Below are 22,089 nucleotides of genomic sequence, written 5' to 3' on the forward strand. Positions count from 1 at the left end.
AAACCCACTCCAACCGAGTGGGTTTCCTTATTGAGGACGGAGAACTGCATGAATTCATCTATGGAAAAAGTTTTTAATTTTATTGACCAGCACACAACGCAATACCAGAAAGAGCGGGACCTTCCGTATTTGGAGAGCCTGCTCGAAACGGTTGAAAGCTGGCTTGACGGCCATATCAAGCCGGAAGCGGAGCCCGGCAAAGAGGATATCCGGAAAGCCATCCAGCTGGCTGTTTTAAAGGGCATGAAGGAACATGTCCAGCCGCATCACCAGATGACGCCGGATACGCTTGGCTTGCTTGTCGGCTATCTGGTGGAATTGTTCGTGAAGGAAAAGCAATTCACGTTGATGGACCCGGCACTGGGAACCGGCAACCTTCTGCTGACCGTCATGAATTATTTGGACGGCCGCGTAACTGGGACCGGCGTTGAAATCGACGATCTGCTCATCCGTTTGGCAGCATCTGCTGCGGACCTAGTGGAGCAGCCGGTTACATTCTACCGGCAGGATGCCTTGCAGCCGCTACTGATCGATCCGGTCGATGCAGTGGTGTCGGATCTTCCGGTCGGCTATTATCCGGACGAAGAAGCGGCTTCCGTATATGAACTGAAAGCGGAAGAAGGCATGTCCTATGCGCACCATCTCTTTATCGAGCAAGCGATCAAACATACAGCTGACGGCGGCTATCTGTTCTTCGTCGTGCCAAAAGCCTTGTTCGAATCCCCGCAGGCGCCGCAGCTCCACGCATTCCTGAAAAAAGCTGCGTATATCCAAGCAGTGATGGAATTGCCGGAATCGCTCTTCAAGAACTCGGCGCATGCCAAAGGGATCCTCGTGCTGCAGAAGAAAAAAGAAGGCGTAAAAGCGCCGAAAGAAGTGCTGTTGGCCCGTGTACCGAACATGTCGAACCCTAACAGCATGGCCAACTTCTTCGGCCAAGTCAGCGCGTGGTTCAAAGAAAACAAGCAATAATCGGCAAGATTTGTGGTATAATGAAGGTCATAAAACTCTCGCAATTATTTCCAATCAGAAAAGAGGGATCAACGTGACAGAAACAAACGAAACGCCAAAAAAAGTAAGCTTGCAGGAAGCGGTGAAACGCCAGTTGGAAGCCAAAAAAAACCAGGCGGCAAACAGCAAAAGCAATAACGGTGCTTCGAAGGAAGCGAAAAAGCTGAAAAGCCAACAAACGAAAAAAGTCAGCAACACCCGCCGCAAAATGGGCGTGTAATGGGAAAGCCCGGCCAAGTGCCGGGCTTTTTTGTACAGATTTCTATTTCGGAAATTGTTTGGCAGCTTGGGGAAGGAGTAATATATGTCCAATTGGGAACAAAAGCTCATCAAAACAGACCGAGGGATATTTGAAGTTTTTACAAAAGGAAACGGAGAACCGATTTGCGTAACTCATCATTACTCGGTATTCAATAAGTCTGGTGATTATTTCGGAGAAGCTTTTACCGGGACTCATCAAGTTTTTTTAGTAAATCTTCGGGAAGCGGGACAGTCGGAACGCGCGCATGCTTCTTATGAGCTGAGCATGCTGGAGACTGTTTTTGACTTGGAAGCTGTCAGGAAAGCGCTTGGTTTTGAGCAGTGGGGATTTGCTGGACATTCGACCGGCGGAATGCTTGGAATCATTTACGGCATCCACTATTCTGAATCGCTGCAGTTTTTGATCATCGCAGGAGCTGCTGCAAGGGAATATGCAACGTTCTCTGCGAATTGCATCTATAACCAGGCACACCCGAGCTTCCAAAAGATGCAGCAACTAATCGAATCTTTAAAAAATCCAGATCTGGCAGAGGGTCAGCGGAAAAATCTATCAGCCGAACGGACGGCACTTTCACTTTATCGGCCAGACCGCTATTCGGAGTTGTTCCATCTACCCATTACGAAAACCATCTCTGCTGCAAGGATGAATTTTTTTAATCGCGAACTGCCGATTTTTGACGTTACAAGAAAATTGAGCTTGATACAGGTTCCAACATTGATCCTCTGCGGCCGGCATGATGTCCAATGCCCGCTTGAATATTCACTGGAAATGAATGTTGGAATCCGGGATTCCAAATTCGTCATTTTTAATGAAAGCAACCATTATCCATTTTTAGAAGAAAAGGACAAGTTCTCTAATGGAGTGGCAAGTTTTCTGAAAGAACTGTAGACTGGAATTCTGGAAATACATAAGCAAAGGGGAAATGGAAATGACATTCATCGGTATTGTACGGCACGGCATTACAGACTGGAATATACAAGGAATTGCCCAAGGCAGCGCAGATGTGCCGTTGAATGATGCCGGCAGGCTGCAAGCTGCAGCGGTAGCGGAGCGGTTGGCAGGGGAAGAGCCGTGGGACATGATTGTTTCAAGCGATCTCGCACGTGCAAAAGAAACAGCTGAAATCATTTCGGAAAAATTGGCGTTGCCGATCAGTTTCTTTGATACGCGTCTGCGGGAAATGAACGGCGGGGAAATCGAAGGGACGACGGAAGAGCAGCGCGTGGAAAAATGGGGCGCAGACTGGCGCCAGCTCGACCTCGGCATGGAAAGCAAGGAAGCGGTCGCCCAGCGCGGCGTGGATTTCATAGAAAACATTTCAGCTGATTTTGCAGGGAAACGCGTATTGGTCGTCAGCCACGGTGGTTGGATCGGCATCACACTGCGAAAACTTCTGCCGGAGCGGTTCGGAAAAACAAACCTTGAAAACACATCTCTCACACTTTTGCAGTACAGTGAAAACAACTGGGATTGCCCGTTGTACAATTGCATCAAGCACTTGGAAAAGGCTGAAATTGCCGAATAGCTAAGAACCGGATTCCAAAGGCAGGAGTCCGGTTTTTTCTCTTTCATTGGCGCATTTTTGATCTATACTGTTTATAAAGCGTGTGGAATTGAGACTTCTCTTAAGGGGGGGCGGATATGGTGAATGATCCGAAGCAGATAAGAGACCGAAGTACTTTGCGGGCGGATTGCAGCCGATGTGCAGCGCTTTGCTGTGTTGGACTGGCATATGCCGCTTCGGCGGATTTTGCGTTCAGCAAAAAGGCAGGCGTTCCATGCCCGAACCTCCAGCCTGATTTCCGCTGCGGCATCCATAGCGAACTCCGGCGTTCGGGTTTTAAAGGATGTACCGTTTTCGACTGCTTCGGTTCCGGACAGAAAATGGTCCAGGAAACTTTTCGGGGACTGGATTGGCGCAGCAGTCCAGATACCGCTGCAAAGATGTTCCGGGTATTTCCGCTGATGACTCAGCTGCATGAAATCCTATGGTATTTGGCGGAAGCAATCGAATCGGGCCCTCCTGAGCCGCTGGCCGGGAAACTGGTCCAGTTGGAAGAGGAAACGGAGCGGCTTACTTCTTTAGGCCCTGAAGGGATTCTCGGAGTGGACATAGAGGCGCACCGGCAGGAAGTGAGCGCGCTGCTGATGGAGACGAGCGGGGTTGTGCGGAAGCGGTTTAAGAAAAGCAAGAAAAAACTGGACCGGCGAAATGCGGATCTGATGGGTGCCGAACTGAAAGGGTCTGACTTTTCTGGTGTGGATTTTCGGGGAGCTTATTTTATCGCGGCGAATTTGCGGAAGGCGAATTTCACTTCTGCAGACCTTTTGGGGGCAGATTTCCGGGACGCCGACATCAGCGGCGCCGATTTGTCCATGAGCCTGTTCCTGACGCAGAGCCAGGCCAATGCAGCAATCGGCGATTGCATTACGAAGCTGCCCGCACAGTTGGACCGGCCTGCACATTGGGCAAAAAAACCAAGAGACTTCTAGGATGAAAGCGGGAGAAACCATGCTGGCACAAGAAAAAGCGGTACAACAAATATGCGAAAGCCTGAAAGGCGATCCACGCGTTAAAGCGGTATTTCTGAAAGGCTCAATGGGACGGGGAGAGCACGATGAGCATTCAGATATCGACCTTTATTGCCTGGTCGACCGAAAAGGGCTGGATAGCTTTCTGTCCGAGCGTTTCCGCCATTTAAGCGCTTATCGCGAAATCATTTTCATGGATGATATTTTTATCGTCGCTCCTCAGCTGATAGCGGTTTTTGATGATTTTCTGCATATCGACCTTTTTACGGTGACGGCTGATACGTTCACTGGGAAAGACTTTTATAAAGTGCTCTTCGATCCGGAAGGTATTTTGGAGGGATTTGCAGAAACACAAGGCTTGGAACTGACACCATCGGAATACCGGGACCACATCAACGATATTGCATGGTTCCTGTTCCAATACAAAAAGGCGGCAGCCCGCGGCAACAGTCTCTGGGCCGTGAAAATGCTGTCAAATTCCATGGAGCATCTGGCGCGGGCCTTGCTGTACCGGTATGCACCCGGACGCGCCCAATTAGGGTTGAAAGCATTGCAATCGGACTTGCCGGAAGCCCAATACAGTCAGGCAGAAGCGATCGCCGATGTGATGACCCCGGAAGGCCATCACAAAGCAGCAGTCATGCTGTGCGGGTTCATTTCACAGGAACTTGGGTGGATGATGGACCATGTGAAAGACGGCAGCCAGATCGAGCGGCTGATGAAAGAAATGCTCGCCATCTATTCGGATGGCAACGTTTCGCAGGAAGAAGGAGGCGAGGCAAAGTGAACATTCAAGTGGAGTTATTGGCCGCGGAAGATGCGGCAGCGCTGCTGGCTTTTGAGATCGAAAACCGGACGTTTTTCGAATCCAGCGTGCCAGGTCGGGGCGATGGCTACTATCAGCCAGAAGGTTTCCAGGAACGGCAAGGAGTGCTGCTCGATGAGCAAGAAGGAGGCGAGTCGTTTTTTTACTTGATCAAAGATGAAAAAGGGGGCATCTTGGGAAGGGTCAACTTGGTTGATATCGACAAGCAAGAGAGATGCGGGAGCCTGGGATATCGCATCAGCGAAAACCAATGCGGAAAAGGCATTGCGGCAAAAGCAGTCGGAATGTTGATCGATGAGCTTCCGGCCCTCGGCGTGAAAAGAGTGGACGCAAAAACCGCACCGAACAACGCGGCCTCTCAGCGAGTCCTGGAGAAAAATGGCTTTGAGATGACCGAAAACAGCCTTGTGGGAATCAGTGGCAGTAAAGAAGACGCCCAATTTATTTATTATAGCTGGATACAAAACTAAAGCCCGAATGGTTTCGGGCTTTAGTTCATTCCATCAGATTACATAATATTATTATAAATATCATAAATTCGGCCGGACCCATAATTTTGAGAAATCGACATAGCCGAAATGGGACAGATTGATGTTTTTCAGATCGGCTGAGAACGGGATTTGCCGTTTGGCATAATACAGCGGCACCATGACCGATGAGCCGATCAAGTGTTTTTCCGCTACCAGATTCAGCCTGGACCATTCCGGAAAGGGGGTGCCGACATATTGCTCCAACAAACCCGATAGATAGGGGTCACTGGCAATCATCGGTTTTAAGGGAGAAAGTCCATTGATCAGGAAATAATAGAATGAAAAGTCCTGGTTCATCTCGAAAACTTCCCCATGAAGAAAGATGTCCGCTTGCTGGCCGGTTCCGTTATCCGTCAAATACTCATGGAACGGCATCTCGTACATTTCCACAGGAATCCCTTCCTGTAGGAGAACGTCCCGAAGCCATTCGGAACTTTCGCCCAGATAGCCTGTCGTCTTGATCACAATCGGCTTATCGAATTCCGGCTTTGAGAAAGGCGGCGTTTCATAATCGCTGCTTCGGCCGATCAGCATCCCTTTGGCATTGGGCAAGATCCGGGAATCGATTCTGCTGATTGAGCTGCGGTGCCTAGCGATGGCCCAATGGATGTAATCACGCACTTCTTTTCTTTTTATCGGGGAATCGCGGAATGCGTTCATGAACAGCATGCCGACGCCGGAGTCGCTTTCGACCAGGAACGTCTCATCTTTGCTTTGGTGCCGGGATGACCGGTAAGCGATATCGAAGTCTTCAGGAACTTGTACAAACTCGATGGCATCGAGGAGCGGCCGCTCTCCGAAAAATTCATTGAATGCCAATAGAACAGTTTTCAGTTCATGCGAATCATCCACATAAAAGCTTCCTGTCCCCAAAAGCTTTCCGTTCGTTTCCTTATAGATGCTTGAAGTGATCATCCCGAGCAACTGGAGGCAATAGCTGCACCCATCCGGGAATTCCAAATCAATCACGAGCGGCGCAGCAGCAGTAATTTTCTTGATCGGTGCCCATAGCTCTTTGAAGTTTGAGTGCTTCCGGAGCCGGTTCAAGCAGGCAGCGGCATCTTCAGCACTTAATGTGGAGCCGTCATGGAACTTCACACCTTTTTTCATATAAAGGCGCAGGTGCGTCGGCGAGAGATCCCAACTATGTGCGAGTTCCGGCCAAATGCCGCCGACAGAATCGACAAAGACCAGCCGGTTGAAGACCGTGGCGACAAAGTTGGCACTGTGGACATCGGCAGTTTCTTGGGGATGCATGGTCATCAATTTATAGCGTCTCGGAATGATCAATTTATCGTTTTCCTGGCTGTCCTGGGAAAAGCCGAACTTGGAACGGAAGCGGTCGAGCAGCCGCAGCTTGGCATCCTGTGACCAATCATAAACCAGGTATTTGCTGCTTTTCTCAACCGCTTCCTGGTCGATCAGGTTCATCACTTCCCGTTCAAAAACCTCTTCCACATTCTTCAGCCAGCGGAGCGTTGAAATTTTTCCTCTGCCTCGCCCTGAAGTGTAATCGAACCAGCCTTCAGAAGCCCATTTTCCAATATAGCGGCTGGTCTGCTTCAGGCTCAGGCCGAGGACATCCGCCATTTCCTCTTTTTTGATATCCCCGGAAGGCACGGAATGCCACAATGCCAATAAATTCTTGTCCATAAGCCGTCTCCTTTTATAAAACTGGACATATTGAATTAAACTGTCCATTTTTAAAATTTTGAGTCTAGTTTAATATACATAGACAAGAGGAGGTTGGCAATATGAACTGGAAACAATATCCCCGTAATATCAAAGTCCGTCTGATTACATCTTTTTTCAACCGGGCAGTTTTTTCGGCAGTCATGCCGTTCATGGCCTTGTTTTTTGCTGACGCCATGGGAAAGGTATGGGCCGGATCGTTCCTGATGCTCACCGTGGCCATCAGTTTTATCATCAATTTGATTGGCGGCTATATTTCCGACCGGTTCCAACGGAAGAAAGTGGTCATTTGGACTGCTTCGCTCAGTGCAGCGATGTTCCTGGCGATGACCATCAGCCTGGTGCCGGGAGAGCCGCTGATTTGGCTGTTCGCGTTCGCCTATACGGCCTTTATTGTCACCAGCAGCCTCGGCCGGCCCGCCATCCACGCAATTATCATCGATTCGACGACGCCGGAAAACCGGAAAGCGGTCTACACGCTGGAGTATTGGCTGACGAATTTATCGATGGCGATCGGAGCTGCGCTTGGCGGTTTGCTGTATGTCAGCCACCAGCTGGAGCTGTTCGCGCTCCTGACGTTCACTTCTGCCTGCCTGCCGATTGCTTATGCCCTTTGGCTGACGGACGACAAGGATGTACAGCTTCTTGAAAAGCAGCATCAAAACGTATTGCTGGATGTCATCGGAAGTTATAGGATCGCGTTCCGGGACGCGCCATTTGTTAAAGTGGTGGCAGGTTCGACTTTCATTTTTGCAGCCGAATTCACGCTGAACAGCTATATCGGCGTCCGGCTGGCACAGACGTTCAAACCGGTCAGCATCGGCAGTTTTGAACTGGATGGCGTCCGTATGCTCAGCTTATTGAATATCCAGAACATGCTCTTGGTCGTCTGTTTCACGTTTCTGGTCAGCAGGGCAGCAGACCGGTTCAAAAAACAGCACGTGCTGCTAGGCGGCTTGCTTCTATACAGCATCGGCTACATTGCCATCACGTCTGCGAATGTCTGGTATGTCCTTCTCGCGTTCAACCTGCTGGCGACCATCGGGGAATTGGTTTATTCGCCGGTGCGCAACACGGAACAAGCCAATATGATGCCGGATGATAAGCGGGGCTCCTACTCCGCGTTCTCAGGAATCTCGTTCAGCGGAGCCGACATGCTGGCCCGCTCGTCCATCATCCTCGGCGCCTATCTGGCACCGGCCATGATGTCTGTCTATATGGGCGTTCTGCTGCTGGTTGGGACAGCTCTGGTTTACAGCGGATTGTTCGTCCGGAAAGAAAAAGCGCCAGAAATTGAACTGTCCAATGTATCCTGATGCAAAGCCCCTCTGCCTCTTCTGGCGGAGGGGTTTTTATTGGAAAAATTTAACGGATGTCGAAATAAACGGACAGAACTTATGATAGAATAAAAAAACTAGCAAAAGATTCTGAAGAATGGAGGGGGAGCATGAGCCGAAGAATCGAAGGGATGCGCATCTATCTTAGGCCGATGGCTGCAGAAGACTTGGACGCGGTCCACAGCTATGCCTCGTTGGAAAGCGTTTCCGAGCACCAGCCGTGGGGGCCGAATTCCTGGGAAGAAACAAAAGCATACGTTGAAGATGTTTTGGCGGATGCCGAAGAACTGCCGCAGATCCGCTTTGTTTTTGCCGTCATCCTGAAAGAAGGCGAAAAGATGATCGGCGCTGGGGAAATCTGGTTACATAATTACGACAATCTGGCAGGCGAGATCGGTTATGTGTTTCATCCGGACTATTGGGGCAAAGGGTTCGCAACGGAAACTGCCGGCCTGCTGCTGGCATTCGGGTTTAAGGAAAAGCGCCTTCACCGGATCCAGGCGACTTGTTCGCCGCACAATGCCCGTTCAAAAAAACTGCTGGAAAAACTCGGCATGGTCCAGGAGGGGCGGATCCGCGATGCGCTCCGCATGAATGGCGGCTGGCGGGATTCGCTCCTGTACAGCATCCTGGAAGATGAATGGAGAGCCGGAAAGGAGCAGACATGAAACTGATTTTATTATTCGGACCACAGGCTGTCGGGAAGATGACGGTCGGACAGGAACTTGAGAAAGAGACGGGGTTGAAGTTGTTCCATAACCATATGACGCTTGAACTGCTGCATCCTTTTTTCGGTTTCACCGAAGAAACGTTCCGGCTCTCCGCTCTGATACGCGAGGAGATGTTCAAATCGATGGCTAAAAGTGATATCCCTGGCATCATATTCACGTACGTTTGGGCATTCGATAGAGAAGAGGATAAGGCGTTTGTCGAAAAGGTCTGCAGCATCTTCGAACAGGAAGGGCACGAAGTGTATTTTGCAGAACTCGAAGCGGATGTGGAAACCCGTATCGGGCGCAATAAAACTGAACGCCGCCTTCAGCACAAACCGACAAAGCGCAATATCGGGGAATCGGAGAAAAACCTTCTTGAGTCGATGGAGCAGCACCGGTTGAATTCTTTGCCCGGTGAAATCCAGCGGGACAACTATGTCCGGATCGACAATACATATTTAGGGCCTGCAGAAACAGCAGGGAAAATCATCGAAGCGTTTGCTCTGAACAGCAGCGCAGACGCAAAGGGGGCAGCCGGATGCCAATCGTAAGAGAAACACCCTATTTCATTTTGCAGGAACTTTCAGAAGGTGTCTTTGCTGCTGTCGCCAAACCCGGACAAGGGGCCTGGAGCAATTCGGGGTTTGTGGACCTGGGCGCTGAGCTCGTGGTCTTTGATACCTTCAACACGCCGTCTGCTGCAGAAGAACTGAGAAGGCAAGCTGAAAGCCTGACCGGGAAAAAGGCGGCATATGTTGTCAACAGCCATTACCACGGGGACCATGTTTTCGGCAACCAGGCCTTCGGTGATGCTGTGATCGTTTCGACACGGACCACCAGGGAATGGTTTGAAGAAAAAAATATCATGGGGGACCCCGAAGAAGAGCAAAAAGAGACAGCTGCCTACTTAACAGGGCTGCAGAATCAAATTTCAGCAGCCGAACCCGGCATCCGCCGGGAAAGCCTGATCAATCAGCATCTCGAAATGGAAAAGCTGTTAGCGGATTTGCCTAGGCTCAAAATGGTCAAGCCCGCTCTGGTTTTTGAAAGCCGCTTGACGATCCACGGAGCCGAACGCCGAGTGGAACTGCATTGCTTCAGCGGACATACGGCAAGCGACGCAATCATGTATGTGCCGGATGCCGGGGTTTTATTTGCAGGCGACTTGGTGACAGAGAACCTGCATGTGCCTGTCACTGATCCGCCGGCATTCCGCGCTGCCCTGGAGGCACTGGCCAAATTGGAAGCAGAAACGCTCGTCCCGGGCCATGGGAATGTCGGCACCAAAGAATTGCTGCCGCCGATGGCCGGCTATTTGGACCTTCTGATCGATTCCTCAAGAGGAGCGGCTTCTTCCGGGAAGACGGTTGAAGAATTCATCTCGGCGTTCCAGGTACCCGCTGAATACCATGTTTGGCGGGGCATCAATGGAATGGAGCGGAATTTGAAGACTGCGTATGAATTTTTCGCTCTGCAAAAATAAAGATTGAAAAGAGGGGAAGCATGTTTTTTCTGCAAATGTCCGGATTTCCGGGCTCGGGAAAATCGACGCTCGCCAAAAGGCTGGCATCTGAGACGGGAGCAGTCATCATCGACCACGATACTTCCAAAACGGCGCTTTTGGCTTCACTGGGCGAAAGTGGACTTGACGCCCGGGCGTTAGGAAAGGCAGCTTACAGCGTCGATTGGGCGTCCATAGAGTTCCAGTTGGCGCAAGGGAAAAGCGTCATTTTCGACAGCCCTTGCCTGTATGAGGAAATGATCCTGAAAGGAACCAAGTTGGCGCATAAATACGATGCTCCCTACAAATACATTGAGTGCTATTTGAATGATTTCACGGAAATCAACCAACGGCTAAGAAACCGGGAACGGCTGCCGAGCCAGATTCCGGAAGTGGAATCGGAGAGCATTTTCAAAAGAGCGTTAGCCAGCAGTAAAAAGCCGGAGGGGCATCCATGGATCCGGGTGGATTCTGGCGAAGAAATTAGGACATATCTGCATACTGCTTTGCAGTATATAAAAGAGTAGAAGTTTAAAGGAGAACGTCTATGCTGAAAGAGCGCTTAAAGGAAATCAAAGCCATGCCGCTGGAGGAACTGCAATGCCTCAATGGGCAGCAAAGAGACGAGTTGACGGCCGCTATGCTTGAAGCGATCGGTTCTACAGACGAAGAATTACGGGATGGACTCATTTATTCCATATTTTACAGGCTTGCTGCGGAGGGAGTATTAACGGATCGGGAGCTGGCGTCCATTTTAGAGGTATGCCTGGATGAAGGCCATTTGTTCTATAAGATTGATGAACCCTCCGATGATGCGGTGTTCACGCGTTCTTTTTCATCCTTGGTGATCGCATTGGTCCTGTGTCAGGACAAGACCCGGAAGTTCCTGCCGCCAGCCAAAGTGGAACAAGTTTTCCACCGGAGTGTGGAATATTTACAGCGGGAACAGGACATCCGCGGGTTTGTTGAAGGAAAGGGATGGGCGCACAGCATAGCGCACGGTGCGGATATGCTGGCAGAAGCGGCGGGGCATCCCGGAATTGATTTGGACTGTGCCGAAGAAACGCTGAAGGCTGTCGGGGCCGGCCTTTTCAAGCAAGGCCATTACAGCAATGAAGAAGATGACCGGCTCATTTTCGTCATTGAAGCTTTGATCGCCAAAGGGTTTCCGGACGAGCGGCTTTCGGAATGGATTGCTTCAGTTTTTGAAAAGCTCCAGGCAATCCATGAGAAAGAAAAATACTCGGCAGGATTTTTCCGTAACAAGACCAATGTCCTTAACTTCGCAAAAACCTTATATTTCCGGTTGGTGTTCCGTGGCGGAAATCCGGCTGCAAAAGAACGGATCACTGAAAATCTGGAACATTGGCACGGGGTCCTTTATGGACGGACAAGCTGAAAGAAGGAGGACCACATGGAAAGAGTCGATGTTGTGTATGTCTATCTGGCAAATAAGACTGAGGACCAAGTGCTGATGGTGAAGAATTTCGGAGCGGGCGATTCCTATTATACGCTGCCGGGAGGTGCGGTCGAAAAAGGGGAGACCCTGAAAGAAGCGGCAATAAGGGAAGCCAAAGAAGAAACGGGGTTAGATGTTTCTATCGGGGGCATCCTTTCCGTCAGTGAAAAGTTTTTTGAAGACCGGAACCACCATGCGGTGTTTTTTACGTTCATAGGCGAAGTGGTCGGAGGCCATCTGGAAATCGCTTTTCCCGAGGAGATTGAAGAAGTGGTGTGGATGGACGCGGCGAAGGCTAAAGAATATACCTTCCTGGGAGAACAGCAAGGCAAGGGACCAACGATCCCTTATGTGTTACACAAGCAAATATAAAGGGCTCAACAAAGCCATGTGGTGGTCCGTTCAATCTCTATTCAAGGCATAGGTGATGAAATACAGAAACCATTATAAACCTAAGGGGAGTCCATATGAATTTATTCTTTTTCATGTTAGTCAGCGCTTTTCTGGGTCTTCTTTTACTGGCCGTCGGCCCCACCTTTGGCAGTTTTTTTGCATTCGTGATTTTGGCATCTTGTTTGTTCCGAGGGTTATATTTGTTGAATAAAATCAACGACAAGCTCTCAAGAATTTCAAATCGGGTAGACCATGTTCCCCAAGCAGTGAAGGAAAATGAAGGCAAGGCTATGAGCGGAAAATATATCAGCCAAGAACAACACGATGGCCAATAGAAAAATGAAAACCGAAATTGCTATTGAAGATTACAACCCTCTTTGGCCAATCGAATTTCGAGAATTATCTTCGGTGTACGCCTCCGTGTTGGCTGGTGAGGTTGCGGCGGTCGCGCACGTCGGGAGTACGGCCGTTCCGGAATTATGCGCAAAACCGATTTTGGATATTGATATTGTTCTCTCTGACTGGAACCGATTGCCGGCCGTTATTGAGAAGTTGGGAAAGATAGGGTATCTTCATGAAGGGGACCTGGGCATTGATGGCCGGGAAGCTTTCAAATTAGTGGACCAAGCTTTGTTTTCTGAAGTCTTCTGGAAGCAGGCAATGGACCACCATCTTTATGTCTGTTCAATTGATAGCGTTGAACTCAAGCGTCATATTGCATTCCGCAACCATCTGCGCAAGTATAGAGATAGTGCTGTGGAATACGGCAAGTTGAAAAGGGATCTTGCTGAAAGAGCAGAGAGCCGGAACTCATATACAGCAGGTAAAAGCGCATTTATTGGCATGATTTTGGCCAAAGAAATGGATATCTCCAGTGGGAAATACATAAAATAGAACTAGCATCTTTTAGCAAATAACTAAAATGTACTTCATAGAGGGGGCAGCCGATATCAAAAGTAAATTCATCTTCGCATTTTTAGTTGTTTTGACCACCAGTTTGATGGGCTCCTCTTTTGCGGTCGGAAAAATCGGGCTTGAACACGTTTCACCCCTTCTTTTGGTTGGGATGCGGTTCGTGCTGGCAGGAATCTTGATGATTGCCCTCGTCCTGCTGTTGAAACGTCCGCATCCGAAAGGCGCACGGAATTGGCTGCGCATTTTCATCATCGGCGCATGCCAGACTGCCGGCGTCATGGGCTGCATTTTTCTCAGCTTGCGCACTATCACGGCAGGGGAATCTGCAATTTTGACGTTTATGAACCCGCTGCTCGTGGTCGTTTTCGGAACGCTGGCCCTGAAGCTGAGCTACCGGTTTATTCAATGGGCAGGCGTGCTGCTCGGTTTTATCGGGGTTTTCATCACGATGGGCGGACAGCTGCAATTTGAAATCGGTACGGTTTTCGGATTTTCGAGTGCGGTGTTCTGGGCTGTCGGTACATTATTGATCAAACGATGGGGCCAGCAGTTTGATGTCTGGGTGCTGACAGCTTACCAAATGCTTTTCGGAGGACTCGTCCTGTTGCTGCTGAGCACGCTCTTGGAAGATCAGCAATTGGCCCTCAACCCGGTTTCGGTCGCGGTTATTTTATGGCTTGCCATCCCGGCATCCATCGTCCAGTTTGCTGTCTGGTTTTACTTGCTGCAAAACGGCAATCCGGGGAAAGTCAGTGCATTCTTATTCCTGGCACCTTTCTTCGGCATCATTTCCGGCTGGCTGATACTTGATGAAAAGATCGGCATTACACTCCTTGCAGGAGGAGCACTGATTTTCGCCGGCATTTTCCTTGTGAATTGGCCTGAAAAGCGGAAAGATCACCTTGCGGAGGAAGACACTTGATGCGGTATACTGAATGTATAAAGAGAGTAAGGGGGATCGGCCATGCTTAAATTCATCGCCAGCGCAGTGGGCGGCGTGCTGTTATTGAAAGCGGGAGGTACAATCGAGTCCTATTTGGCATCGCCATCCAAGCTGAATGCCAATCTTGAAAAGCTGGATCAAGAAGTATGGTTCCGGACGCTGAGGGAAGATTACCGCTATAATCATATCATTGAGCACAACGGGAAGATCCGGAAATATTTGAGCAATGAAAAAAATACCGATTTGCTGTTAGAAGACGGCAAAGAGCAGGAGAGGTTCACGGCCCTCGTCCATGAGGAATTCGAACTCTTGCTGAAGCGGAAGTGACCGGAAATAACTGGTCTTAGATGGAATATTAAAAACCCCTGGAAATGAAGGATTTCTTCATTTCCAGGGGTTTTTGGTCCCCGGTTTTCTTAATAGGGGCTTGTCACATTCAAGTTAAAGTTCACATTCGCTCCGTTATAAAGACCGACATAGATGTATTTTGTGCCACCTGGTACAACTCCTGATTCATCAGCTGCGGAAGTGGCGACGCTGCCGATGACATTGAAGCCTGCATCGTAAAAGTAAAGGTCGATATCATGTCCAGTTTCACTAGTTCCGGTTACTGATATGTTATGGATGCCATCCCCATATTGTTCTGGAAGACTAACTACATACCCATCCACGCCTTGTGAAGCGGGTTCAGGGTTTTGAGTAGTGACAAATTCGTTCTGTGTTGCGGCCAGGGACAATTCGTCAACGTCTGCCAACGACCCTGCTCCAGTTCCTGCATTTCCCAATTGAATCGTTCCAGAAGCGGTGAATGGCGCTTCAGGTTCCAAATCAAGCGGCGAAATTTTGACTTTATCCGTTGTGAATGCCTGAATTTCTGCAACTTGGATATATCCTGCAGCATTGTCCTGCGCCGATTTTGCAATGAATTTCAGCTGCGTGGCTTGCGAGGACTGTTCAAGTTTGTATTCTTGATAATCCAGGTCCGGTGTCGCAGGACGCGGTTTTCCGGCGGAGAAACGATCCTCAAGAATCGTGGTCCAAGTTTTTCCATCAACAGATGCTTGGACTTCAAAATCCTTCAGCGTGGCAAAACGCCCTTTCGCTACGTCTTTCATTGCACTAATATGCAGCTCAGAAATGAAAAGCGGTTCGTCTCCTGCAAGATCCACAATGAGTTCAGAACCAGTGAAACCATCTTCTTTTTGTTCGGAAGCAAATACGCTAGCTTCGGTATCATCAATCGCCAATTTTGCCGGATTGCTCGAAGAGACATCAGATGCACTTGCAATAGAGGCTCCATTGAAGGAAGACGCAACGTTTGGTGAAAGCTGGACATTCCAGCGTTCGTTTTCCCCAGCAGTGATCCGGACATTTTCAAGCGTCCGTGATCCATAGCCTCTTGCTTGGATCGTGATATCATAGGTGCCATCTGCCAGTTCTATTGCAAACCCTCCTTTATTGGAAGTAGTCGCTACTGGAGTGGTGCGTGCTTCGTATTGGCTGACAAAGATCCGTACATCCTCAATCGGCTTGTTCGTCTGGCCATTAACAATTTTCCCTAAGAGTTTTCCGTTCAGTGAGTCGTCCGGATGGTTGAATGCTGGCTGCGGATCCGTATCATCCCCGCCATTGGAATAGGCATCATCCCCAAGCCCTCGTTGGGCAAAGGCTTTCCACAGGACCTCTTGGTATTTGCCGCCGTACCGTTCAAACTCTGAAGCCATGATGGCTGAGCGCATGTCGACCATGGAAGGGTTCGGAACCGCAATCGGCATAGCATCAACAACCAACTGCTCCAGCACTGTTACCGCTTCGGCTTCCCCGAATTCAGCAATCAAAGCTTCACGTGCATGCCAAAGGATTGCAGCCCATATATCTCCATCAGCATGGACTTCCGGTCCGATAATATCATAGCCGACATCTCCATAATTGATCGGTGCTTCAGCCAAAGACCAGTTGCGTATTCCGCGTTCGGCATTTCCGGTGACATAAGCGCCAACGACCGGCTCATCCTGCAATCCTTTTTTGACCAAGTAGTTCATGCCGAACCAGTCTCCCCAGCCTTCTCCCATCGAGCCGGACTGGTGGCTGCCAAGCGCCTCTCCTCCTGCGACCAACCGCGATGAAAGGGCATGGGAATATTCGTGGTAAATGATTCCGGCATCGTAATCGCCGTCTGCATACGCTCCTTCAAATGCACCAGGAATCGGCTCCCAAAGGAACATGCCGCTCCAAGCCGCGATGCCATCAGGGAGCGTCAGCATATATGCGTTATCTCGCCCGGTGTAGGTCGGATTCCCGCCGCTGGCTGCGCCAGCTTGCACTAGCCCTAAAATCGGGTCGCCGGCCATGCCGCCTTTGCCAAAATTATCTGCTTGCAAATTCCCAGCGTCTTCGGTCCAGCCCAGTTTATAGAAATAATCATGGAACAAATTATGATGGTAGAACAAATTGGCTGTTGCGCTGTTGACGTCTTCCGCATAAGAAGGAGGGAGGATTGCCCCTTTGTTTTTCTGCCAGGCATTCAAGAATGGATAATTGAATTTCCCAAGGGGGCTCACCGGCCGGATTAATGTGTCAGCGGGAACCAGGAAATTGCTCCAGTTTGCATAAGAACTTGCATTATTGCCCAATGTCGTAGCTCCGAGGTCGCTAGTTGGCAGCAGCCAGCCATTAGGAGATGCTGCAGGATCGCCTTTAAATGATTTCACGGTTTGCTGCCCGCCGGCAGGAGCACCCGGATAGTTTTCAAAAATAAGACCTTCCGGATTCAGGTAATCTACCAGTGAACGGCGATATAACGTTTCGCCGTTTTCAGCATCGATAATCACTTCATAAGCTTCATTCAGTTTCTCGATGAACAAGACGCGGTAAGCAGGCCGAATGCCATCAGCAGTGAAAAAGGCTGCAGGTTTGACACGCTGTTTTGTCGGAAGCACACCCATCCCATCAAACACTTTCCATCCTTTTTCATCTTCTAAAGCTTTCGGAGTAATATCGAGGCCCGGAAGAAAAGTACTGACCACAGCTTCTAGTGCTTCTTCTGCAGTCAATCGGAATTCTCCAGTGAATTCACCTGATGGAGAAGCGTCGCTTACGACTGAAAGAATATGCCCTTGTTCATTGACTGCCACGATTATACGGCCGCCAAAAACCGATTCAATGCCTGCAACAGTTTGCTGGAAGGTGACCGGGGAAAGATTGGTGCCTGGAACTTTTTGGCTCCGAATGACTGCTAATTCCGTAACATCTTGCTCCGTTAAACCGAAGATTGCCTTGTTTGCAGAAAGCCAATTACGGGCAATCGTTTCAGCACTGCCAGTACTTGCAGGCGATAAATAGCCCTTATCTTTCATGATGCTGGATGGAGTGCCGAACTTTCTATTCCATTTTATTTTTGTTCCAGTCCCTGCAGCTTCCACGATTTTGTCCGCAGCCTCAAGTTGGGAGCGGGAGGGCAGGACTTCGGACAGCGCTTTTCGGACATCGACGATTTCATCTGCATGTACATGCGGATCACTATTGTTCTGATTCTCATCGGTGACTGCAAAGGCAGGGGAAATGGAAAAAACAGAGCTTGCAATCAATATGGAGCTAAGCAACGCTAAACTTTTTTTCTTCGGCATCGTCTTCATCCCTTCATCTGGAAAAATTTAATTTTTCAACTAATTCAATTAGAACAATTTAAAATCTCTCAGTCTATTCAACTTAAGGATAGTTCGTATACTACTTTATGCGTAGGTTTTGCTTTTAAGTCGAGTCATAAGATAAAAACGTAAAGGGACGAATATGCTGAAGAGGGCAAAAGTGCGGAGTTTCTTTTAGACATGTTAAATCGGGATGTGTGATGCTGGTGGCTGAGAGAAGGGTATTAAAGCTTTTTGGCTCTTTGCCGTTCATGATATAGTTGAATGAATAAAAAAAAGCCGTAATACATGTTTAGCTTTTATTCAAAAAGGGGATTAACAAAAAAGGTTTGAATTTTTTTGCCTTGCAGTACATACGCGGTTTTAGATGAACAGCAAGACAACAGAGAGAATGAGGGAAGATGAGAGATGTTAACCAAATACAAGAAAACATATAAGAAAGTCGCAATGGGGCTTCTGTCTTTAGTAGCGTCCCGAAAAAGCGTAAAAGACTTGCAGGAACTGATTTTATCTTATGAAGAAAAACCTGAACGGCAGCTGTTCTTTTGGAAAGAAGGAGAGAACATCACCGGCCTGATCGGGGTCGAAAAGAGAGATGGCCATTATGTCATTTTGCATCTATCGGTTAATCCATCCTACCCCGGGGAAGAAACCGGCTATAAGATCATTGAAAGCCTGCGCCAGCAGATGGCCGGGCAAGAAATGAGGCTTTCAAGGGAAACAGCGTTGTTTTTAGCGAAATGCCGCAACATGACGGAAGATTTGATGCCATATCACGAGGAACAAGCGATATCCTGAGAAGCATCCGGAATATGTCCGTTGCCTGCCTTTATGGCAGGTTTTTTTGTTTTTCATATGAACCGCTTTTCCTGCCAGCGCTTAGCGTTATAATAGAATATGGACTTTACCTACAATGAAAGAAGATGAACAAATGAAATATTATCCTGTGGCTATAGCTTTCCTGGTCGGATTGGCAGGTGCTTGGGTGTTTAATCTGGCGGGGGCGCCGATGCCTTTTCTTTTAGGTCCGCTTTTCGCGGTCCTCGCGGTACAGCTCTTTACTCCGATCCCATTGAAATGGCACAGCGGGTTCCGGAACGCGGGATTGGTCGCAGCCGGGTATGTCATCGGCATCGCCTTTACGTTGCAGGCGATCCAAGGAATGAAGCAATACTTTGCAGCGATGCTTGTGATCAATGTCGCTTTTTTCTTTTTGTTTTTATTGATCAGTTCTGTGATGGAGCGCCGGACGAAAGTGGATAAAGGAACAGCGATGACGTGCTGTGTTCCTGGCGGGCTTTCCCAAATCATCGCTTTCGCCGAAGAACAGAAGGGCATCGATCTAACGGCGGTCACTTTTTATCATCTCCTGCGCGTTTTGATGATTGTCGCGATTGTGCCTTTTATCGTAGCTGGCGGAAATGCGGCAAATGCTCAGCATGTGGCAGAGGCGCATATTTCGTTCCCGCTGATCGGGCTTCTGGCCGTCAGTTATATAGCGGGAATGGCGAGCCATAAGTTGAAGATTCCCACGGCTTTTCTTCTAGGTCCGATCTTTTTCATCATGGTGCTGAATTTGGCCGGCATCGAGGTTCCGCAGATGCCTGCTTCGCTTCTGCATCTGGCACAGGGGATGATCGGCATCTATATCGGGCTGCTGCTGAAAAAAGAGAACCTGAAGCTTTCAAACAAACTCATTCTCTATGCTTTTATCTCGAGTGCAATGCTGATAGCTGCAGCATACGGGGTAAGCTTGATATTGCAGGATTTATACGGTTTGAGTTTCTCCACAAGTTTCTTGAGTGTTGTACCCGGCGGGCTGGACCAGATGGGTATTATCGCAGCTTCTGTACATGCGGATGTAACTGTCGTCACGGCCTTTCAATTGTTCCGCATCCTGTTCTTGTCGGCCTTTGTCGTGCCTTTTGTCAAATACATGGGAAATCGCCGGGTGAAAGCGAAAGCCGCGGAAATGTAGCGCAGAACCATTTCCTTTATTTGGAGAAATAGCTTATAATTTTAGATATAGCACTATGGACTCAGCAAGCGTTATATGTGGAGCGGCCTGCACCAACCTTCACCTCAAGCGGAAAGGCTGAATACGCTGACCGCTGGAATGCCGGCCCTTAAGGAATTCAATCATCAGATATTGCAAAGGAAGGTTTTGGATGAACGCACTCAACGATTTTACGCAGCACATACACGAACAGGTGGCACCGATGGCCAATGAAATCGTCGACAAGGTAATCGGGAGGTTGAATATCGAAATAATGCCGGAAGAGCGCGGCCAAGCAGTTGGCATGTATGAAGCATTCCTGAAGTTCCTTGCAGATGTTCTGGAAAAGGAGCAAACAGAAGCCGTACCGGCTGCATTGATCGAGTGGAGCAGAAAAAATGCCGAAATGGTTGTTTCGCTGGATGAAGACATCTCATTGATCGTTGTCCGTTATCCCCCGACCCGTGATGTCTTTACGGAGTTGTTTACCGATCTGTCTATCGAATTCGGACTGACGGTCCGGGAAAATGCTTTCATCATTAAACGGATCAATAATCTGTTGGATGTCAGTCTAACTGAAACATTTTCCGCTTTTGAACGGTTTTCAAAGAAAAAGCAAGAAGAGACCCAGGCGGAGCTTGTTAAACTTTCTGCTCCGATTGTGCCGATCCAAGACGGCGTTGCGGTCATTCCGTTGATCGGCTTTCTGGATGAAAGAAGAGTACAGCATATTCTGCATAATGTAATTCCGCAAGTGGCGGATATGGACATCGATTACGTCATTACAGACTTCTCCGGAGTGGTGACAATCAATGAAAAAGTGGCTGAAGCCCTGCAGCAGATTGGTGGTACACTCCGTTTGATGGGAATCCATGTATTGTCGGCAGGACTCCGTCCGGATCTTGCCCAGACCATCGTCAACAGCGGCATCAGCATGTCGAAAATCGAATCGTTTTCAACTGTAAAACAAGCGCTGAAAAGCATGAAGTGATTAGGTGAACAGTCAAAAAGGAATCGCTGAGATTCCTTTTTTTGTTAGCAAGATTACGTCGACTGACAGAAGGAGGCCCAAATGGATATTCGCATTTTATTCGCTTACGGAATGGCAATCATTCTTTGGGGTTCAGCATTTCCGGGAATCAGGGTCGCTCTGGAATCGTATAGTCCGGAACATGTCGCACTTCTGCCCATGGGGACCGCTTCCTTTGTCCTGTTTTTCATTGCGTTGAAAATGAAGATGAAACCGCCGGCACTCAAGGATATCCCGGCCATCCTTCTATTAGGCGGGCTTGGCTTTTCGGTTTATCACACATTTCTCAGTATCGGAGAAAAAACTGTAGAAGCAGGCACAGCCAGTTTACTGATTGCGTTGGTGCCCCTTCTTTCAGCTTTGCTCGCTGTCGTCTTTCTAAAAGAGAAATTTGGCGCTGCCGGTTGGATTGGATCATTGATCGCTTTCATCGGCGTTGGGGTTATTTCGCTATCCGGCGGAACTTTCCAGATTGAGTGGGGGGTACTTGTGATTTTAGCAGGGGCGTTAGGAGAAGCCTTCTATTTCGTCTTCCAGTCTTCCTATCTTCAAAAATACGGTTTTCTGCCATTTACATTTTATGCAATCTTTGCCGGAACGTTATTCATGCTTCCATTTGCAGGCGGTTTAGGTACTGCCGTCGGGCAGGCTTCCGTTGAAAGTACTTTGACCATCCTGTATCTTGGCCTTTTTCCGACAGTCATCCCTTATTTTGCCATCGCGTATGCGACTTCCAGGCAAGGGGCATCAGAAGCGACCAGTTTCTTTTATCTCGTTCCTGTCATGGCAATAATGATTTCCTGGCTTTGGCTCGGGGAACTTCCGACCCTGCTTTCAATCCTCGGGGGAATCCTGGCGCTCATCGGCGTTGCTACTCCGCGTATGGCCTTTCTCTTCAAGCAAAAAACTATTTCAGCAGCAGAACATAGAAAAACGTGAAATCGGCTTGCCGATTTCACGTGAGCTTGTAGACAAAAGAATATTTACATCTATTAAAGAATGAACATACATTTATAATTAGCTATACCGAATCCTCCACTTCAGGCGGACGCTTTCCGCGGGCTAGCGCCGAACTAACTCGGACTGGCGTCCGAGTGGATTTCGGCACTTCGCTATCCCGCAGGAGTCGCCGCCTTCCGTTTCGGATTCTTAAGCCAGCGGCTTGTACCTAACAGGTCAAAGTAGAATCAGTATCCTAAACTCGTCTTTTAGGTATAGGTGACGCTCCCGACCCGGTTGGCCACGAGACTCCTGTGGGACCAGCTCGAGCTGAAGACCCTGGACTGAGCGAAGCGAGGGAAG

24 protein-coding genes are annotated in these 22,089 nt (G+C 48.9%); 22 read left to right on the plus strand and 2 right to left on the minus strand.

Annotated features, from left to right (window positions below; all coding sequences use genetic code 11):
* The first annotated feature begins 48 nt into the window (after positions 1 to 48).
* The 7 genes from ACFSDB_RS13030 (at position 49) to ACFSDB_RS13060 (ending at position 5,101) form a co-directional block, all read left to right on the plus strand.
* On the plus strand, positions 49 to 972 hold the full coding sequence (locus ACFSDB_RS13030) for a class I SAM-dependent methyltransferase (RefSeq protein ID WP_204890234.1): 924 nt from the start codon (positions 49 to 51) through the stop codon (positions 970 to 972).
* A gap of 73 nt (positions 973 to 1,045) precedes the next feature.
* Positions 1,046 to 1,231 (plus strand): hypothetical protein, encoded by a 186-nt coding sequence (locus ACFSDB_RS13035; RefSeq protein ID WP_204890235.1) that lies wholly within the window; start codon positions 1,046 to 1,048, stop codon positions 1,229 to 1,231.
* Between the two features lie 84 nt (positions 1,232 to 1,315).
* Positions 1,316 to 2,161, plus strand: coding sequence for an alpha/beta fold hydrolase (locus tag ACFSDB_RS13040; protein ID WP_204890236.1), 846 nt, complete (start codon positions 1,316 to 1,318; stop codon positions 2,159 to 2,161).
* 40 nt (positions 2,162 to 2,201) lie between these two features.
* Positions 2,202 to 2,798: a histidine phosphatase family protein gene (locus tag ACFSDB_RS13045; protein ID WP_204890237.1), complete on the plus strand. Its 597-nt coding sequence runs from the start codon at positions 2,202 to 2,204 to the stop codon at positions 2,796 to 2,798.
* Positions 2,799 to 2,914: 116 nt separating this feature from the next.
* A complete protein-coding gene (locus ACFSDB_RS13050) occupies positions 2,915 to 3,766 on the plus strand; it encodes a pentapeptide repeat-containing protein (RefSeq protein ID WP_204890238.1) in 852 nt (283 codons plus the stop codon).
* Between the two features lies 1 nt (position 3,767).
* Positions 3,768 to 4,592 carry an aminoglycoside 6-adenylyltransferase gene (locus ACFSDB_RS13055; RefSeq protein WP_377340294.1) on the plus strand — a complete coding sequence of 275 codons (825 nt, stop codon included), beginning with the start codon at positions 3,768 to 3,770 and terminating at the stop codon, positions 4,590 to 4,592.
* On the plus strand, positions 4,589 to 5,101 hold the full coding sequence (locus ACFSDB_RS13060) for a GNAT family N-acetyltransferase (RefSeq protein ID WP_204890239.1): 513 nt from the start codon (positions 4,589 to 4,591) through the stop codon (positions 5,099 to 5,101). Before ACFSDB_RS13055 ends, ACFSDB_RS13060 begins: the two co-directional genes overlap by 4 nt.
* A 60-nt stretch (positions 5,102 to 5,161) precedes the next feature.
* Here ACFSDB_RS13060 and ACFSDB_RS13065 read toward each other — a convergent pair whose 3' ends face one another.
* A complete protein-coding gene (locus ACFSDB_RS13065; protein WP_204890240.1) occupies positions 5,162 to 6,814 on the minus strand; it encodes an ABC transporter substrate-binding protein in 1,653 nt (550 codons plus the stop codon).
* 101 nt (positions 6,815 to 6,915) lie between these two features.
* On the opposite strand from ACFSDB_RS13065, the gene ACFSDB_RS13070 reads away from it, so the two are divergent.
* The 11 genes from ACFSDB_RS13070 to ACFSDB_RS13120 all read left to right on the plus strand — a co-directional run bounded on the left by ACFSDB_RS13070 (position 6,916) and on the right by ACFSDB_RS13120 (position 14,441).
* Positions 6,916 to 8,169 (plus strand): MDR family MFS transporter, encoded by a 1,254-nt coding sequence (locus tag ACFSDB_RS13070; protein WP_204890241.1) that lies wholly within the window; start codon positions 6,916 to 6,918, stop codon positions 8,167 to 8,169.
* Between the two features lie 131 nt (positions 8,170 to 8,300).
* Positions 8,301 to 8,858: a GNAT family N-acetyltransferase gene (locus ACFSDB_RS13075; RefSeq protein ID WP_204890242.1), complete on the plus strand. Its 558-nt coding sequence runs from the start codon at positions 8,301 to 8,303 to the stop codon at positions 8,856 to 8,858.
* On the plus strand, positions 8,855 to 9,454 hold the full coding sequence (locus tag ACFSDB_RS13080) for a DEAD/DEAH box helicase family protein (RefSeq protein WP_204890243.1): 600 nt from the start codon (positions 8,855 to 8,857) through the stop codon (positions 9,452 to 9,454). Before ACFSDB_RS13075 ends, ACFSDB_RS13080 begins: the two co-directional genes overlap by 4 nt.
* Positions 9,442 to 10,386, plus strand: a complete 945-nt coding sequence (locus ACFSDB_RS13085) for an MBL fold metallo-hydrolase (RefSeq protein WP_204890244.1) — start codon at positions 9,442 to 9,444, stop codon at positions 10,384 to 10,386. Before ACFSDB_RS13080 ends, ACFSDB_RS13085 begins: the two co-directional genes overlap by 13 nt.
* Positions 10,387 to 10,406: 20 nt before the next feature.
* Positions 10,407 to 10,931 (plus strand): P-loop nucleotide/nucleoside kinase family protein, encoded by a 525-nt coding sequence (locus tag ACFSDB_RS13090; protein ID WP_204890245.1) that lies wholly within the window; start codon positions 10,407 to 10,409, stop codon positions 10,929 to 10,931.
* Positions 10,932 to 10,951: 20 nt separating this feature from the next.
* Complete coding sequence (locus tag ACFSDB_RS13095; RefSeq protein ID WP_204890246.1) at positions 10,952 to 11,803, plus strand: DUF2785 domain-containing protein; 852 nt, start codon at positions 10,952 to 10,954, stop codon at positions 11,801 to 11,803.
* 15 nt (positions 11,804 to 11,818) lie between these two features.
* Positions 11,819 to 12,235, plus strand: coding sequence for an NUDIX hydrolase (locus tag ACFSDB_RS13100; protein WP_204890247.1), 417 nt, complete (start codon positions 11,819 to 11,821; stop codon positions 12,233 to 12,235).
* Positions 12,236 to 12,330: 95 nt separating this feature from the next.
* Positions 12,331 to 12,591 (plus strand): hypothetical protein, encoded by a 261-nt coding sequence (locus ACFSDB_RS13105; RefSeq protein WP_204890248.1) that lies wholly within the window; start codon positions 12,331 to 12,333, stop codon positions 12,589 to 12,591.
* A complete protein-coding gene (locus ACFSDB_RS13110) occupies positions 12,581 to 13,150 on the plus strand; it encodes a GrpB family protein (RefSeq protein WP_204890249.1) in 570 nt (189 codons plus the stop codon). Before ACFSDB_RS13105 ends, ACFSDB_RS13110 begins: the two co-directional genes overlap by 11 nt.
* A gap of 28 nt (positions 13,151 to 13,178) precedes the next feature.
* The gene (locus ACFSDB_RS13115) at positions 13,179 to 14,093 is read left to right on the plus strand and encodes a DMT family transporter (RefSeq protein WP_204890250.1); all 915 of its coding nucleotides are present in this window, start codon (positions 13,179 to 13,181) and stop codon (positions 14,091 to 14,093) included.
* A gap of 42 nt (positions 14,094 to 14,135) precedes the next feature.
* The gene (locus ACFSDB_RS13120; protein WP_204890251.1) at positions 14,136 to 14,441 is read left to right on the plus strand and encodes a hypothetical protein; all 306 of its coding nucleotides are present in this window, start codon (positions 14,136 to 14,138) and stop codon (positions 14,439 to 14,441) included.
* Between the two features lie 89 nt (positions 14,442 to 14,530).
* On the opposite strand, the gene ACFSDB_RS13125 is transcribed toward ACFSDB_RS13120, so the two are convergent.
* Entirely contained in the window at positions 14,531 to 17,740 is a 3,210-nt protein-coding gene (locus ACFSDB_RS13125) for a M36 family metallopeptidase (RefSeq protein WP_204890252.1), read from the minus strand.
* A gap of 429 nt (positions 17,741 to 18,169) precedes the next feature.
* On the opposite strand from ACFSDB_RS13125, the gene ACFSDB_RS13130 reads away from it, so the two are divergent.
* From ACFSDB_RS13130 to ACFSDB_RS13145, 4 genes are all read left to right on the plus strand, one after another.
* Positions 18,170 to 18,559 (plus strand): GNAT family N-acetyltransferase, encoded by a 390-nt coding sequence (locus ACFSDB_RS13130; protein WP_204890253.1) that lies wholly within the window; start codon positions 18,170 to 18,172, stop codon positions 18,557 to 18,559.
* Positions 18,560 to 18,692: 133 nt separating this feature from the next.
* Positions 18,693 to 19,739, plus strand: a complete 1,047-nt coding sequence (locus ACFSDB_RS13135; RefSeq protein ID WP_204890254.1) for an AbrB family transcriptional regulator — start codon at positions 18,693 to 18,695, stop codon at positions 19,737 to 19,739.
* 190 nt (positions 19,740 to 19,929) lie between these two features.
* Positions 19,930 to 20,748: an STAS domain-containing protein gene (locus tag ACFSDB_RS13140; RefSeq protein WP_204890255.1), complete on the plus strand. Its 819-nt coding sequence runs from the start codon at positions 19,930 to 19,932 to the stop codon at positions 20,746 to 20,748.
* An 81-nt stretch (positions 20,749 to 20,829) separates the two neighbouring features.
* On the plus strand, positions 20,830 to 21,726 hold the full coding sequence (locus tag ACFSDB_RS13145) for a DMT family transporter (RefSeq protein ID WP_377340305.1): 897 nt from the start codon (positions 20,830 to 20,832) through the stop codon (positions 21,724 to 21,726).
* Positions 21,727 to 22,089: the final 363 nt, after the last annotated feature.

Origin of the sequence: Planococcus chinensis, assembly GCF_042681545.1 — a bacterium.
Classification (GTDB): Bacteria; Bacillota; Bacilli; order Bacillales_A; family Planococcaceae; genus Planococcus; species Planococcus chinensis.

Coding starts and splice junctions, on each gene's coding strand:
- ACFSDB_RS13030 (WP_204890234.1), top strand. CDS start 49: ATGAATTCATCTATGGAAAAAGTTTTTAATTTTATTGACCAGCACACA.
- ACFSDB_RS13040 (WP_204890236.1), top strand. CDS start 1,316: ATGTCCAATTGGGAACAAAAGCTCATCAAAACAGACCGAGGGATATTT.
- ACFSDB_RS13045 (WP_204890237.1), top strand. CDS start 2,202: ATGACATTCATCGGTATTGTACGGCACGGCATTACAGACTGGAATATA.
- ACFSDB_RS13050 (WP_204890238.1), top strand. CDS start 2,915: ATGGTGAATGATCCGAAGCAGATAAGAGACCGAAGTACTTTGCGGGCG.
- ACFSDB_RS13055 (WP_377340294.1), top strand. CDS start 3,768: ATGAAAGCGGGAGAAACCATGCTGGCACAAGAAAAAGCGGTACAACAA.
- ACFSDB_RS13065 (WP_204890240.1), bottom strand. CDS start 6,814: ATGGACAAGAATTTATTGGCATTGTGGCATTCCGTGCCTTCCGGGGAT.
- ACFSDB_RS13070 (WP_204890241.1), top strand. CDS start 6,916: ATGAACTGGAAACAATATCCCCGTAATATCAAAGTCCGTCTGATTACA.
- ACFSDB_RS13075 (WP_204890242.1), top strand. CDS start 8,301: ATGAGCCGAAGAATCGAAGGGATGCGCATCTATCTTAGGCCGATGGCT.
- ACFSDB_RS13080 (WP_204890243.1), top strand. CDS start 8,855: ATGAAACTGATTTTATTATTCGGACCACAGGCTGTCGGGAAGATGACG.
- ACFSDB_RS13085 (WP_204890244.1), top strand. CDS start 9,442: ATGCCAATCGTAAGAGAAACACCCTATTTCATTTTGCAGGAACTTTCA.
- ACFSDB_RS13090 (WP_204890245.1), top strand. CDS start 10,407: ATGTTTTTTCTGCAAATGTCCGGATTTCCGGGCTCGGGAAAATCGACG.
- ACFSDB_RS13095 (WP_204890246.1), top strand. CDS start 10,952: ATGCTGAAAGAGCGCTTAAAGGAAATCAAAGCCATGCCGCTGGAGGAA.
- ACFSDB_RS13100 (WP_204890247.1), top strand. CDS start 11,819: ATGGAAAGAGTCGATGTTGTGTATGTCTATCTGGCAAATAAGACTGAG.
- ACFSDB_RS13105 (WP_204890248.1), top strand. CDS start 12,331: ATGAATTTATTCTTTTTCATGTTAGTCAGCGCTTTTCTGGGTCTTCTT.
- ACFSDB_RS13110 (WP_204890249.1), top strand. CDS start 12,581: ATGGCCAATAGAAAAATGAAAACCGAAATTGCTATTGAAGATTACAAC.
- ACFSDB_RS13115 (WP_204890250.1), top strand. CDS start 13,179: ATGTACTTCATAGAGGGGGCAGCCGATATCAAAAGTAAATTCATCTTC.
- ACFSDB_RS13120 (WP_204890251.1), top strand. CDS start 14,136: ATGCTTAAATTCATCGCCAGCGCAGTGGGCGGCGTGCTGTTATTGAAA.
- ACFSDB_RS13125 (WP_204890252.1), bottom strand. CDS start 17,740: ATGCCGAAGAAAAAAAGTTTAGCGTTGCTTAGCTCCATATTGATTGCA.
- ACFSDB_RS13130 (WP_204890253.1), top strand. CDS start 18,170: ATGTTAACCAAATACAAGAAAACATATAAGAAAGTCGCAATGGGGCTT.
- ACFSDB_RS13135 (WP_204890254.1), top strand. CDS start 18,693: ATGAAATATTATCCTGTGGCTATAGCTTTCCTGGTCGGATTGGCAGGT.
- ACFSDB_RS13140 (WP_204890255.1), top strand. CDS start 19,930: ATGAACGCACTCAACGATTTTACGCAGCACATACACGAACAGGTGGCA.
- ACFSDB_RS13145 (WP_377340305.1), top strand. CDS start 20,830: ATGGATATTCGCATTTTATTCGCTTACGGAATGGCAATCATTCTTTGG.